Genomic DNA, 13,462 nt, shown 5'->3' with positions numbered 1-13,462 from the left:
GCATCATCCACACCCGGGGCCATGTAACGTTTCGATTTACTGCGGCGCGTTGGCGTCGAGTTCCTGCTTCTTCACCTTGCCGGTGCCGGTCATCGGCAGCGCGTCGATAATGCGGATCTCAGGCACCTTGTAGACGGCCATCCGTTCGGCACACCACGCCTGCAGTTCGGCTGCCGTAATGGTGCCCCTCTCTTCTGGCTTGAGCTGGATGAAGGCGACCGGCACTTGCCCCTTGCTGGCGTCTTCGCGACCGACCACGCCCGATCCGAGAACCTTCGGATGCTGACCGAGCAGCGCCTCGATCTCCGGCGGGAATACGCTCATACCCTTGACCTTCAGCATCTCTTTGCGACGACCGAGGAAATGCAGGAAGCCGTCGGTATCGATGGTGCCGATATCACCGGTGCGCAGCCAGCCATCGATCAACGACTCCGCTGTTGCTTCCGGCTTATTCCAGTAGCTCTTCAGCAGCGACGGCGTGCGAACGCGAATCTCGCCCTCGCCGCCGAGCGGCACGAGTTCACCTGTCTCGAAATCGGTGATCTTGAACTCCGCGCCGGGCACCGGGAGCCCAACGAAGATCGGCTGCGACAGCAGATCGAAATCATCATCCTGGAAGCCGGCCGTGAGGGTGTTGGATGTATGGGTCTCCGTCATTCCCCACGAAGCCTCCGTAAGGATCGTGCCCGTGAGATCCTTCCAGCGCTTGCGATAGGCCGGATTGAGCTTCTTCACGAAGGATACGACACGCACCTGATTAAGCGACGACAGGTCGAATTCCCCGAACCGCGGATGATCCATCAGCTCGACGGCGCCATCCACCGGCATCGCAGTGACATTGACCTTGTAGCGATCGATTGCCGACAGTGCCCCGATCGCATCCCAGCGCGCCAGCAGGACAAGCGTTGCGCCCGTAAACATCGGGAAGATCAGGCCGAAATTCTCGCCCGCAATCCAGAACTCCGGGAAGAACGACAGAAAGACGCTATCTTCATTGGCAACGACAGAGATGCCGTGATTGGCGGCGGCCGTATAGACCATATCGCGCTGGGTGTGCACGCAGCCCTTCGGCATGCCGGTGGTGCCACCGGTGTAATTCAGCGCAGCGATATCATCGAGCCCGGCGGGCGGCAGCGGCTTTGGCGCGGGCAGCGCAGCCAGCGCCGGTAACAGATCGGTCGCACCTGAGATGGCAATGCGCGGCGCACTGATCGAGTCTGGAACGGGAATGGTCGGCCTGGCCGGAAGCACATCCGCAAAACTGGTAACGATCACTTCGCGCAGCTTGGACTCGCTCCGCACCTGGTCGACCACAGGCGCCAATTGATCCAGCGCCACGATGACCTCGGCGTCGGTATCATTCAACTCGTAGGACAATTCGAACGCGCGTGACAGCGGGCTCACTGGCACATGAATGGCGCCGAGCTTGAGGATGCCGAAGAACACGATATGGAATTGCGGGCAGTTCGGCAGGAACACCGCGACACGGTCGCCCTTGCGGACGCCCTTCTCCATCAGCAACGCTGCGAAGCGATCACTCTGCGCGTCGAGTTCGGCATAGGTGGTGACGTGACCGTAAAAGATCACCGCAGGCTTTTCAGGATTACGCTTGGCCCACGCGCGCAAATATTCGGTGAGCGCCACCTCGCCATGCAGATATTGCGGCTTGTCCGGCGTGCCCTTCGGCCAGGCCTTAGCCCACAGCTCGTGCAGCATGGCGAGATATTCAGTTTCTTTGGCGCTTGCGGTCATCACCGTCTTCCTTGTTCTTGGTCTTGGTCAATTACGTTTCATGGTCGGGTCGAGCGCTACGCGCAGCGATTCACCCAGTGTGTTGAAGGCCAGTGCGGTGAACAGGATGGCGAGGCCGGGCGGATACATCTGCTCGGGCGCGATTTCCATGTTCTGATAGGCGCGCGCCAGCATCGAGCCCCAGCTCGGATCCGGCGGCTGGATGCCGAGGCCGAGGAAACTGAGGCTCGCTTCCGCCAGCAGCGCCGCGGCCAGCAACAGCGTGACCTGCACGATGACGGGCTGGATCGCGTTCGGCAGCACGTGACGCCAAAGAATGCGTGGCGTTGATCCGCCGAAGCAACGCGCGGCATCGACATAAAGCTCATTGCGCACCACCAGCGTGCGCGCCCGGACGAGGCGCGCCAGTTGCGGCGAAAACACGATGCCAACCGAGATCATGCCGTTCGTGAGGCCGATGCCGAGCGCACCTGTCACGGCGATCGCCAGCACGATGGCCGGGAACGACAGGAAGCTGTCGATAACACGGCTGATCACCGTATCGACCCAGCCGCCAAGATAGCCGGCGAGAATGCCGACAGGCACGCCGATCAGAACGGCGATCGTGACCGCAAGGAAGCTCGCATAGAGCGACGCCATACCGCCATAGATCAGGCGGCTGAGCGTATCGCGACCGAGATCGTCGGCGCCCAGCCAATGTTGAGTCGACATGGTCGCCAACGCCGCGTCGAGATCCTGTGCGGCCGGCGCGTATGGCGAGATCCACGGGCCGAGGACCGAGATCGTGAACAGCGCGACGAGGAAAGTCAGGCTGAAAGCGCCGCGTAGATCACTGACGAACCAGCGTACAAAACCCGAGAAACGTCCCGGCCGGCGCTCGGGCGCCATCACAGCATCCGTCATGATGAAATCCTCGGATCGAGGACGCTGTACAGAATGTCTGTGAGCAGATTGAGCGTGACGACAATCAGGACCATGGTGAACACCACGCCCTGCACCACGGGGAAATCGCGGTTCATCGCGCCGTTGACGATCAACCCGCCCATGCCGGGAATCGCGAACACGGCCTCGACCACGACGGTCGCCGCGAGCAGGCGGTTCGCGAGCAGGCTGACGACGGTGAGCAGGTTGACGCTGACATTCTTCAAGCCGTGACGCCACAGGATCGACGATGGCGGCAACCCCTTGGCGTGCAGCGTGCGAACCTGTTGCGACGACAGTATCTCGACGAGTGACGACCGCAATTGCCGCGCCACCTCGGCAATGCCTCCGGACGCGAGCGCTACCGCCGGCAGGATGGCATGACTGAGCGACGCCCACGGATCTTTCATGAGCGATACCGCACCCGTGGCCGGCAGCCAATTGAGCTGCAGCGAGAAGAACGCCACCAGCAGCATGCCGAGCCAGAAATTCGGCACGGCGACACCGAGTGAGGCAATCGCCATGACGAAGCCGTCGATCCACGAGCCGGGCTTGGTTGCCGCGGCAATGCCCAGGGGGATGCCGACCAACATCGCCATGAACAGCGCGAGTGCGACGATCAGCAGCGTATGCGGCAGGCAGCGCTGGATCGAGGTCAGCACCGCTTCGTTGGAAATCAGCGAGCTGGAGAGATCGCCATGCGCCGCCTTCCAGAGCCATGAGCCATATTGCAGCAGGAACGGCTGGTTCAGGCCATAGAGCTCGCGGATTTCGGCGATCCGCTGCTCCGACGCATTGTCGCCAGCAAGCGTCACCGCAACATCGCCCGGCACCAGTTTGAGCAGGCCGAACACGATGAAGGTCGACAGCACCACCACCGGGATTGCCTGCAGCAGGCGACGACCGATGATGCGGAGACGTCCGGAATTCAACATGCGCAATTCACACCAGTTAGGGACGCCGCGATGATCGCGGCGCCGGTTGCTGTGTCGGACGGATTAGCCGAGCGAGATGTTTTCGAATTTCGGCTTGCCGAGCAGATTGGGCTTGAAGCCCTTCACCTTGGCGGACAGCGCATCGAGTTCAAACTGGAATGCGAGCGGTGCCGACAGGGCGTTCTCCACCGTGAATTTCTGGATCTTGGCGAACACATCGGCGCGCTTGGCGAGATCTTCGCTGACACGGCTCTCCTGGATCAACTTCGACAACTCCGGCTCACCGCTGCGGCCCGCATTGTAATAAGCGCCTTTGTCGAAGCTCAGCCCGTAGGTCATGCTCGGATCCGGACGCCCGGTCCATGCCGAGACAAGAAGGTCGAACTTTTTCTCGGTGGCAAAGAACTGCGCGCTGATTTCGGCGATGGTGCCGCGGGTGAATTTCAGGCGGATACCAGCCTTGCCGAGCTGATCCTGGATCACCTCGCCACGCCGCACGGAATCCTGATCCATATAGCCGCCTATGGTCAGTTCGAGACCATCCTTGTAGCCGGCCTCGGCGAGCAGCTGCTTCGCTTTCTCCGTATTGTTGGGATACATCCCCGCGACGTCCTTGTTGAATGCCCAGTGCGAGCTCGGCAGCGTCATGCGCGCCGGTTCGCCAAGGCCGTTGAGCGCCGCCTTGACGAAAGCATCGCGGTCGAGCGCGAAGTTGATCGCCTGACGGACCTTGACGTTGTCGAGCGGCGCGCGGCCGTAATTGAAGTAGACCTGAATGCAATACAATGTCGGCGAGCTGACGGTTTCCAGATTCTTGGCGCGCTCGATCACCGGCTTCAATCGCGCCGGCAGCTGGAACGCCATATCGTTCTGGCCGGCGACGACCGAACGCAAAGCGGTAGCGTTTTCCGGAATGATGTTGAATTCGATGCCGTCCAGATAGGGCCGCCCCTGGCGCCAGTACTGATCATGGCGGGTGACGACGATGATCTCGTTGTCGTTCCAGCGTACGAATTTCCACGGCCCGGCGCCGACCGGCTTGCGGTCGGTCTCATTGCCGAGCGCCTTGATATTGGTCGGCGACACCATCATGCCAGCACGGTCCGACAGAATGGCCGGCAGCGCGGTGTCGGGATTCTTAAGCTTCAGCGTGACCTGCAGCGAACCGGTCACCTCAACCGCTTCCACGCTGGAGAGATCGGGCTTGACGTTGGAGCGCTGATCGGTGCGGTTGCGCTCGAGGTTGAATTTGACGGCCTCGGCATCCATCGGTGTGCCATCGTGGAATTTGATGCCGGCGCTGATGTCGAGCACCATGGTCTTCGGATCGGGGAACGCCCATTTCGCCATCCCCGGCTTCGGCTTCAGCGTCTCGTAATCCCACTCCACCAGCGTGTCATACATGGTCCAGAGGATGCTGTGGTCGGAGCCGGCGCCGCCGGTGGCGGGATCGAGCGACGACGGATTGGCCGGCGCGGCGACCTTCAGCACGCCGCCTTTCTTGGCCTCCAGCGCCCAAGCAGGCAGGCCGAGCGCGCCGGTGGCGGCAGCGCCGCCCATCAGCGCCAGCATGTCACGGCGGCGCAATGTTTGCTTGCCCAGATCAATTGTCTTCATTTGAAAATCTCCCGATGATTATGATGCGCGTTGCGCTTTTTGATTGTCTGGTGGTGGCCCGTCCGCCGTGGCGAAATGACAGGCCACGCGATGTCCCGGCTTGACGTCGCGCCAGGCTGGCACTTCTTTGGCGCAACGCGGTTGCACCGACGGGCAGCGCGTGCGGAAACGGCAACCCGATGGTGGTGCCACCGGGCTCGGAATTTCACCTTCGAGAATGATGCGGCGGTCGACCCGCAAATGCGACGGCAACGGGATCGGCTCGGCCGACAACAGCGCACGCGTATAGGGATGCAGTGGCCGCTCGACCACGTCCTCGGTCGGACCGAGCTCCATCAGCTTGCCGAGATAGGTGACGGCGATACGGTCGGAGATGTGCGAGACCACCGAGATGTCATGGGTGATAAACACATAGGTCAGGCCGAATTCGCGCTGCAGATCGGCAAACAGATTGAGCACGTCGCCGCGGATGGAGACGTCGAGCGCCGCCACCACCTCGTCGCAAACGATGACCTTGGGCCGCAACGTCAGCACGCGCGCGATGTTAACGCGCTGCTTCTGGCCGCCGGACAGCTGATGCGGATAGCGATCGGCGGCTTCGGCGGCAAGGCCGACGCGCTCCAGCACCTCGATGCCACGGCGATGGCGCGAGACATGATCGCCTTCGCCCATGATCTCCAGCGGCTCGACCACGCTGTCGATGATCGTCATGCGCGGATTGAGCGCGGCATTCGGATCCTGGAAGATAATCTGGTAATCGCGGCGGTGCTTGCGGAATGCGCTTGTGCTGAGGGCAGCCGGATCGGTGCCGTCATGCAGAATTTGGCCGTGGCTCGGCGGCAGCAGCGACACCAGCGCACGGCCGAGCGTGGTCTTGCCCGAGCCAGACTCGCCGATAATGCCGAAGGTCTCGCCAGCGCGGACCTCGAAATCCATGCCGTCGATCGCCTTGACTGTGTCGCGGCCATCGCGGGTCGGAAACAGGATCCGCAAGTCACGCACTGCGAGAATCCCGCCGCTGTCCCGCTTGTGGCTCCGCATGCCTGACATTAATTCACCGCTCCCGGCAGCACGAGTTCGGGAGCACGCCAGCAGCGCGCAGTACGACCGCTTTCGATCTCGACCATCGGCTGGCTCTGCTCGCAGCCTGCCACGGCATGCGTGCAACGTGATCGGAAGCGGCAGCCGGCCGGCATCGCATTCGGCGATGGCACACGACCTGGGATCGAGGCCAGCACGCCGCGGCGCGGGCTGAGGCTAGGCAGCGAGCGCAGCAGTCCGGATGTATAGGGATGACGTGGCCGCGTCAGCACGTCATCCACCGGCGCGTCCTCGACGACCTCACCGGCATACATGGTGATCATGCGGGTGCAGGTTTCGGCGACGACGCCAAGATCATGGGTAATGAAGATCAATGCCGTACCGGTGCGCTCGCTCAACGAACGCAAGAGATCGGTGATCTGTGCCTGCACCGTGACATCGAGCGCCGTGGTCGGCTCGTCGGCGACCAGCAGCTTCGGCTTGCAGATCAACGCCATCGCGATCATCACGCGCTGGCGCATACCGCCCGAGAGTTGATGCGGATATTCGTCGCAGCGGCGTTCCGGCGCGGGGATACCGACTTCACGCAACGCAGCGATGGCGCGCTCGCGCCCCTCCGCGCGACTGACCGGAAAATGGATGCGATAGGCTTCGCTGATCTGGTCGCCAACCGTGAAGACAGGATCAAGCGCGCTCATAGGCTCCTGGAAGATCATCGCAATCTCGCGCCCGCGCACGGCGCGCATGCGCCGCGGCGACAGCGTGGCCAGATTGGTTCCGTTGAACAGAATATCACCTTCGATCCGCGCCGATTGCGGCGGCAACAGTCGCAGCAGCGAGAGTCCGGTAACGGTCTTGCCGCATCCGCTCTCTCCGACCAGACCGACGCGCTCGCCCGGCGCGATGGTGAAATTTACGTTCCGGGTGATCGGCAATGCGCCACGCGCCGTCGCGAATGACAGCGAGAGATCGCGTACTTCCAGCAGCGGCTGCGGCGAAACGCCCGCGTCGGGCATTCCAGCAACGCGCGTTGCCGTGGGAGCGGAGATGTCGATCGCACCTGTCATTGCGCTTCGCCAGCCAGAACACGACCAATGACGCCGCGCCTCATCCGCTGCTGCAGGGTTTGCCGGTGCTGCACTTGCACATACGGATGAAAGCCGCAGACGCGTGTCTGTTGGGCTGTTGTCAGTCGGACATGCGCCGACGCAAACAGAGCCGCCATGTTCACCTCCCTTGCCATCCCTGTTCTGCAGATCTTGCATCGGGACGTTCCATCGCGGTCCGGCTTGAGCCGGTATGTATTGAAGCGACAGTAACCCAATGAAAGGTCATCGACTGTCAATTGTCAACAATTGACTTCTGCGGTAGACAGGACCGTATGACGCGGCAAGCGTGCATCGACAGGAGGCAGCCATGGCAGCGACACTTCGCAGGCCATTCAACGATAACCAGCACGACGTCGAACGGAGATTTGCACCGCGTACGATCCCCGACCAGGTTGCGGAGGAACTCGGTGCCGAAATCGTCTCCGGCCGTCGCAAAGCGGGCGAGCGTCTTGTCGAACTCGACCTCGCGCGCGATTTCGGCGTCAGCCGTGGCCCAATCCGTGAAGCGATCCGCATTCTCGAGCGCCGGCGCCTGGTCGACATCTTTCCGCGGCGCGGCGCCTATATCAGACCGCTGTCACTCAAATCGGTGGCTGACCTGTTTAATGTCCGCACCGCACTGTCGATGCTGGCGGTGCGCACCATGGCGACCACGCCGGTCGAAAGCTTCATCGACACACTGGCGCGCCGCTGCGACGAGTTGAGAGTCGCAGTCGAGGTCGATGATCCAATGGCTTTCGCACACACCACGACGCGCGCGGTAAAGACCATTGCGCGCGGCTCGGGCAACGAACTGCTCGTCGAACTGCTCACCGACCTTGCCAATCAAACCGTATGGGAAACCATATGGAAGACGCCGCTGGACTATCAGACCCGCGACATCCGCCGACTCAGCGCCGACCTAATGGCGTCGACATTGAAGGCGATCCGGCAGCGCAAGCCAAACGCTGCTGTCACACATCTCGGTCAGCTTCTGGAAAGTGATCGCGACCGCGCCTTGTCCACCCTATCGCGCATTCGCGGAGAGACATTCGACCTGAGTGCGCTAACACATAGCGATGGGCACGATATTATGCCGGCTGAGATTGCGCCTGCTCCGCGCGGATGAAATTCGACGGGTCGGCAGGCTCAGACGGCAGCTACCGCAATTCATCAGCGAAAACGTAACAGGCGATCGGAGAAGGACTGGTGCTCGCCATCAAGCTGAAGGCGCCGCTTTCGCCGGAGATCGTCGCCGCGGCCGGGTATTTGTGATATCACGAGAGACCGAAGCCGACGCAGATCGAAGAGCTGCGCAAGGAGCTCCGTACTGTCGTCGAGGTGTTCGGCAAGATGCAGTCCGCCCTGCGTCGCAGGCAACTGGGTGACGATCGGATCGCTGCCGACTGCACAACTGGAAACGATAAGCCGACAATGATGAAGGCCGCCTGACAGCCCAATCCACTGCTCTTGCTGCTCCACTGAACCCGAGCCGCGCTATCTGCGACTAATCGGTATGCCACATGCCCTGACACGCGCCTGGACGAGATTGATGGACTGGATCGAGAATGCCGTCCACTTCGTGGACTGGCTGACGGACGACCCATCCCCGACCAACAAATTTCTGGAAGAGCCGCCAATTAAGGAACGAGCCACACCGGACAAACGCTCGACACGCTAGCGCGACGTCACACGGATTTCAGTTGACCGAGACCGATCGCCGGCCACGGGAGCCGCGCCAGCTTGCTGGCGCATAGGGCAGCGCCGTGTATGCCGATGAGCGCCTCACCGGTGCGGCGCCACGCGACACGCGGTTCTTCGGCGCAAACATCCATCCGATCAGGCCAAGCGTTGTTTTGCACGCCGTCGCGGGCGTCGACGCTGCAATCGATGTCGACTTCAATCCAAATTGTCTGGGCATTCAAACCTCCATCCCGGAATTTCGATTACGCCAAAAGGGCGCTCCGAATCCCAGCCGAGATTGAATTTATACACCGCGAATCTTGTGGCGCACTTGCGCTGCATCAAGTCACCAATCAGTGCAGAACGGCGTGCGCCATCTGCTCATCGAACGGCCGTGCGGCCATCTGCGCACGCAGCTCGGCCAGTTCGGTCTCGAGTTGCTGATTGACAAGAATGAGTGCTGCCACGGTACCGCGGGTGTCGCCGTGGCAGGCGGCGATGAGATCGTCGACTTCCGCGTCTAACTTGGTCATTGAAAAAATCTCCTGCCGCGCTTTCGGTTGCCTTCAATAATCGGCTGAGCGTTGCATCAATATTAAACGATACCGGAGTCGTTGGCGTCATCGCCAACGTGCATGAATACCGGTTAAGAGCGCCTTTCCGGGCTCAAAGAATCCACAAGCGACTTTCTGCAATCGGTTTAAGCGACCCGTTTCAATCACCGCGCTGCAACCGCGCGTTGATCGCAAAATCACCTGTTTCTGATTAGTCATAGTCCGCCGAACCGGCTACCGCCGTCAGGCCGATCACGATGCAAATTCAAGGACATGCCAATGATGAACGATGGTCGCCCGTTCGGGCTTTATATCAATGGCCGGTTTCAGCCAGCCTCGACCGGCCGTACCATCAAGATCGAGAACCCGAAGGACTGCAGCCATCTGGCCGATGTCGCCGAGGGGGACGAAAAGGATATCGATCTGGCCATCGACGCCGCCGAACGCGCCGGCAAAATCTGGGCGGCGACACCGGGCGCGGTCCGCGGCGACATCATGCACCGGGCCGGCGAACTTCTGGCCAAAAAGCTCCCCGAACTGGTGACCATCGAGGTCGATCAGATCGGCCGCGCCCGCCGCGAAATGACCGCCCAGCTAGGCCGGCTGCCGGAATGGTTTCGCTATTTCGGCGCTCTGGCGCGCACTCATGAGGACACCGTGCCGCCGTTCGGCGGCAACTTCCTGAATTATACCCGCCGGGTCCCGCTCGGCGTCGTCGGCCATGTGACGCCATGGAATCATCCGTTGCTGATCCTCACCAAGAAGATCGCGCCGTCGATGGCGGCGGGCAATACGATGGTGGTGAAGCCGAGCGAATTGGCGCCGATCACACCTCTGCTGCTCGGTGATATCTTCAAGGAAGCCGGCGTGCCCGACGGCGTCTACAATGTCGTGCCCGGCTATGGAGCCACCGCCGGCAAGGCGCTGACCACCAGCAAGCGCATCAAGAAGATCGACCTCACCGGCGGCACCGAGACCGGCAAGATGGTGGCGTCCATGGCTGGCGCCAACCTCACCAAGGTCGCAGCCGAGCTTGGCGGCAAGGCCGCGGTCATCCTGTTCGATGATACACCCATCGAGCGCGGCGTCGCGGCGGCCCTGTTCGCCTCGTTCATCGCAACCGGTCAGACCTGCGTCCAGGGTGCGCGGCTGCTAGTGCAACGTTCCGTGCATGACACCGTGGTCGCCGAACTGGTGAAGCGCACTAACGCGATCCGGATCGGCGATCCGCAGGACATGGCGACGCAGATGGGCCCGCTGGTCTCGGCCAAGCAGCGCGAGCTGACCGAACGCTACGTCAAGATCGGACTCGAGGAAGGTGCGACGCTCGCCGCGGGCGGCAAGCGGCCGGACGGCAAGGCCTTCGAGAACGGCTATTATCATCAGCCGACGATCTTCACGAACGTGACTGGCAGCATGCGCATTGCGCAGGAAGAGATCTTCGGGCCGGTCGTCGTTGTGATCCCGTTCGACACCGAAGAGGAAGCCATCGCGCTGTCCAACGGCACCGAGTTCGGGTTGGCCACCTCGATCTGGACCCGCGACGTCACCCGCGCGCACCGCGTGGCACATCAGCTCGAGAGCGGCATCGTCTGGATCAACGACCACCACCGCATCGATCCCTGCTCGCCCTGGGGCGGCTTCAAGATGAGCGGCATCGGCCGCGAGAACGGCATTGTCGCCTATGAGGAATACACCCAGATCCAGAACGTGATCGTCAATCTCTCGGACGAGCCGTTCGACTGGTATGCCGATGATGGGCAGGAGAAGCGGTATAGCTGAGACGAACGTCGTTTCATTAGACAGGCAAGGCGCCCCTCCACTCGGTCGTCATACGCGGGCTTGACCCGCATATCCATCCTCGCCCAACGCTCGAACATGCGGCCTGAAGTTGGATTGCCGGGTCAAGCCCGGCAATGACGTGAGGAGGGGTGCGAGCGCATCACCATCGATTCTAGCTTTCTAAGCCAACACTAACCGAACCCTGCCACCGCATGCGGCACATAGGGCGCTTCGAGCGAGGCGATCTCCTCACTCGTCAGCTTCAACGACAGCGCCGCCACCGCATCGGTCAGATGCGCCGGCTTCGATGCACCGATGATCGGTGAGGTGATGCCTTTTTTCTGCAGCAGCCAGGCCATCGCGACCTGCGCCTGCGGAACGCCGCGCGCCTTGGCGACGGCAGCAACCTGCTCGACGATCTTGCGATCGGACTCCTCGGACTGCACATAGAGCGTCTTGCCGAATTCATCGGTATTTTGACGCTCGCTGGTCTCGTCCCAGGCCCGCGTCAGGCGCCCGCGCGCCAGCGGGCTCCACGGCATGACCGCGATCTTCTGGTCGGCGCAGAGCGGCAGCATCTCGCGCTCTTCCTCGCGGTTCAGCAGATTGACATGGTTCTGCATGCTGACAAATTCAGTCCAACCGTTCAGCCGCGAGGTATAGAGCGCCTTGGAGAATTGCCATGCATACATGCTGGACGCGCCGATATAGCGGACCTTGCCGGCTTTCACGAGGTCATGCAGCGCTTCAAGCGTCTCCTCGAGGGGCGTGTTCTTGTCGAGGCGATGGATCTGGTAGAGATCGATATAATCGGTGCCGAGCCGGCGCAGGCTGTGATCGACCTCGGTCATGATCGCCTTGCGCGACAGGCCTGCCCCGTTCGGTCCCGGCCGCATCCGGTTGAAGACCTTGGTCGCCAGCACCACATCGTCACGGCGCGTGAAGTCCTTCAGCGCGCGACCGACGATCTCTTCCGAGGTGCCATCCGAATAGACATTCGCCGTGTCGAAGAAATTGATGCCGAGCTCAATCGCCTGCTTGATCAGCGGCCGGCTCTTGTCCTCGTCCAGCGTCCATGCATGCGCGCCGCGATCGGAGACGCCATAGGTCATGCAGCCCAGACACAGACGCGAGACGTCCAGGCCGGTGTTTCCAAATTTCACGTAATCCACTGCGTTTCTCCCTTGTTATTCTATTTGTGTTTCACGAATTCGGCGAAGGCATCGGCATAATCGGGATGCCAGCGCGACAGCGCCGGTCGATTTTCCACGACGTCGCCGATGGCCCACAACATGCGGCGTTCGTCGAGTGCGCGCGGCACGTCGTTGTCCGGACACAGGATATAGAAGTCGCCGGCGTCGAGTCGTTGCATCATGAAGTCCACGGTCTGCTCGGCTGTCCACGCTGCATCCGGCTTCTCGCTGCGCCCGCCAACTGCGAGCGGCGTGAAGACAAAGCCGGGGATCAGCAGATGTGCGGAGACCTGACATCCCACGGTGTTGCGCAGCTCGTGCGCCAGCGCTTCGGTATAGGCTTTCACGCCGGCCTTGGAGACATTGTAGGCGGGATTGCCGGGCGGCGTTGTAATGCCCTGCTTGGAGCCCGTATTGATGATCAGGCCCGGCCGCTTGCGCGCGATCATGTCCACAGCGAAGGCCTGACAACCATTGACGATGCCCCACAGATTGACGCCGAGCAGCCGCTCCCAATTCTCGCGCGGACCGAGCGCCGAGGTCGGCACCTGAATGCCGGCATTGTTCATCAGCACATCGCAGCTGCCGAAACGGGCCTGCACATCGGCCGCGAGGCCGGTCATCGCGGCGACATCACTGACATCGACCGCGGCTGTCATCACATCGTCACGTCCGCCGCGCGCCACGCTGGCGATTTTGCCGGCCGCGTCCGTCAGGCGATCCTCGCCGAGATCGACAATGCAAATGCGCAGGCCCAGCCGCGTAAAGGCCGTCGCCGCGGCAAGGCCGATGCCCGAGGCGCCTCCGGTGATGACGGCAACAGAACCTGGGGACAGAGCGGGATGGGACATGATGTTCTCCGGTACCGGGAGGTTGCGTCCATGCATATAGCATCA

The 13,462-nt window shown here is 61.8% G+C and carries 12 protein-coding genes; 2 read left to right on the top strand and 10 right to left on the bottom strand.

Going from position 1 to position 13,462, the window contains the following annotated elements; translation table 11 throughout:
* Nucleotides 1-36: 36 nt before the first annotated feature.
* The 6 genes from AB8B02_RS04015 to AB8B02_RS03990 form a co-directional block, all read right to left on the bottom strand.
* Nucleotides 37-1,752, bottom strand: coding sequence for an AMP-binding protein (locus AB8B02_RS04015; RefSeq protein ID WP_439063176.1), 1,716 nt, complete (start codon nt 1,750-1,752; stop codon nt 37-39).
* A gap of 27 nt (nt 1,753-1,779) precedes the next feature.
* Nucleotides 1,780-2,655: an ABC transporter permease gene (locus AB8B02_RS04010; protein ID WP_120288836.1), complete on the bottom strand. Its 876-nt coding sequence runs from the start codon at nt 2,653-2,655 to the stop codon at nt 1,780-1,782.
* Nucleotides 2,652-3,608 carry an ABC transporter permease gene (locus tag AB8B02_RS04005; protein ID WP_068737345.1) on the bottom strand — a complete coding sequence of 319 codons (957 nt, stop codon included), beginning with the start codon at nt 3,606-3,608 and terminating at the stop codon, nt 2,652-2,654. Before AB8B02_RS04005 ends, AB8B02_RS04010 begins: the two co-directional genes overlap by 4 nt.
* A 63-nt stretch (nt 3,609-3,671) precedes the next feature.
* Complete coding sequence (locus AB8B02_RS04000) at nt 3,672-5,225, bottom strand: ABC transporter substrate-binding protein (protein ID WP_439063175.1); 1,554 nt, start codon at nt 5,223-5,225, stop codon at nt 3,672-3,674.
* A gap of 18 nt (nt 5,226-5,243) precedes the next feature.
* Nucleotides 5,244-6,266, bottom strand: a complete 1,023-nt coding sequence (locus AB8B02_RS03995) for an ABC transporter ATP-binding protein (RefSeq protein ID WP_439064581.1) — start codon at nt 6,264-6,266, stop codon at nt 5,244-5,246.
* Between the two features lie 8 nt (nt 6,267-6,274).
* The gene (locus AB8B02_RS03990; RefSeq protein WP_439063174.1) at nt 6,275-7,333 is read right to left on the bottom strand and encodes an ABC transporter ATP-binding protein; all 1,059 of its coding nucleotides are present in this window, start codon (nt 7,331-7,333) and stop codon (nt 6,275-6,277) included.
* 349 nt (nt 7,334-7,682) lie between these two features.
* Between AB8B02_RS03990 and AB8B02_RS03985 the strand changes: the two genes are divergently transcribed.
* Nucleotides 7,683-8,483, top strand: coding sequence for a GntR family transcriptional regulator (locus AB8B02_RS03985; protein WP_120288833.1), 801 nt, complete (start codon nt 7,683-7,685; stop codon nt 8,481-8,483).
* Nucleotides 8,484-9,042: 559 nt separating this feature from the next.
* Here the strand turns inward: AB8B02_RS03985 and AB8B02_RS03980 are convergent.
* Together AB8B02_RS03980 and AB8B02_RS03975 are read right to left on the bottom strand one after the other, a co-directional pair.
* Nucleotides 9,043-9,279 (bottom strand): hypothetical protein, encoded by a 237-nt coding sequence (locus AB8B02_RS03980; protein ID WP_439063173.1) that lies wholly within the window; start codon nt 9,277-9,279, stop codon nt 9,043-9,045.
* Nucleotides 9,280-9,390: 111 nt separating this feature from the next.
* Nucleotides 9,391-9,570, bottom strand: a complete 180-nt coding sequence (locus tag AB8B02_RS03975; RefSeq protein WP_089268001.1) for a hypothetical protein — start codon at nt 9,568-9,570, stop codon at nt 9,391-9,393.
* 300 nt (nt 9,571-9,870) lie between these two features.
* Here AB8B02_RS03975 and AB8B02_RS03970 point away from each other — a divergent pair, with 300 nt between their 5' ends.
* Nucleotides 9,871-11,373: an aldehyde dehydrogenase gene (locus AB8B02_RS03970; protein WP_439063172.1), complete on the top strand. Its 1,503-nt coding sequence runs from the start codon at nt 9,871-9,873 to the stop codon at nt 11,371-11,373.
* A 191-nt stretch (nt 11,374-11,564) separates the two neighbouring features.
* Here AB8B02_RS03970 and AB8B02_RS03965 read toward each other — a convergent pair whose 3' ends face one another.
* Nucleotides 11,565-12,545, bottom strand: coding sequence for an aldo/keto reductase (locus AB8B02_RS03965; RefSeq protein ID WP_439063171.1), 981 nt, complete (start codon nt 12,543-12,545; stop codon nt 11,565-11,567).
* A gap of 20 nt (nt 12,546-12,565) precedes the next feature.
* A complete protein-coding gene (locus AB8B02_RS03960) occupies nt 12,566-13,417 on the bottom strand; it encodes an SDR family NAD(P)-dependent oxidoreductase (RefSeq protein ID WP_439063170.1) in 852 nt (283 codons plus the stop codon).
* Nucleotides 13,418-13,462 lie beyond the last annotated feature (45 nt).

The sequence above is a fragment of the Tardiphaga sp. 862_B3_N4_1 genome (assembly GCF_051811085.1).
Lineage (GTDB): Bacteria > Pseudomonadota > Alphaproteobacteria > Rhizobiales > Xanthobacteraceae > Tardiphaga > Tardiphaga robiniae.
This window is presented reverse-complemented; position numbering and strand designations above follow the sequence as displayed.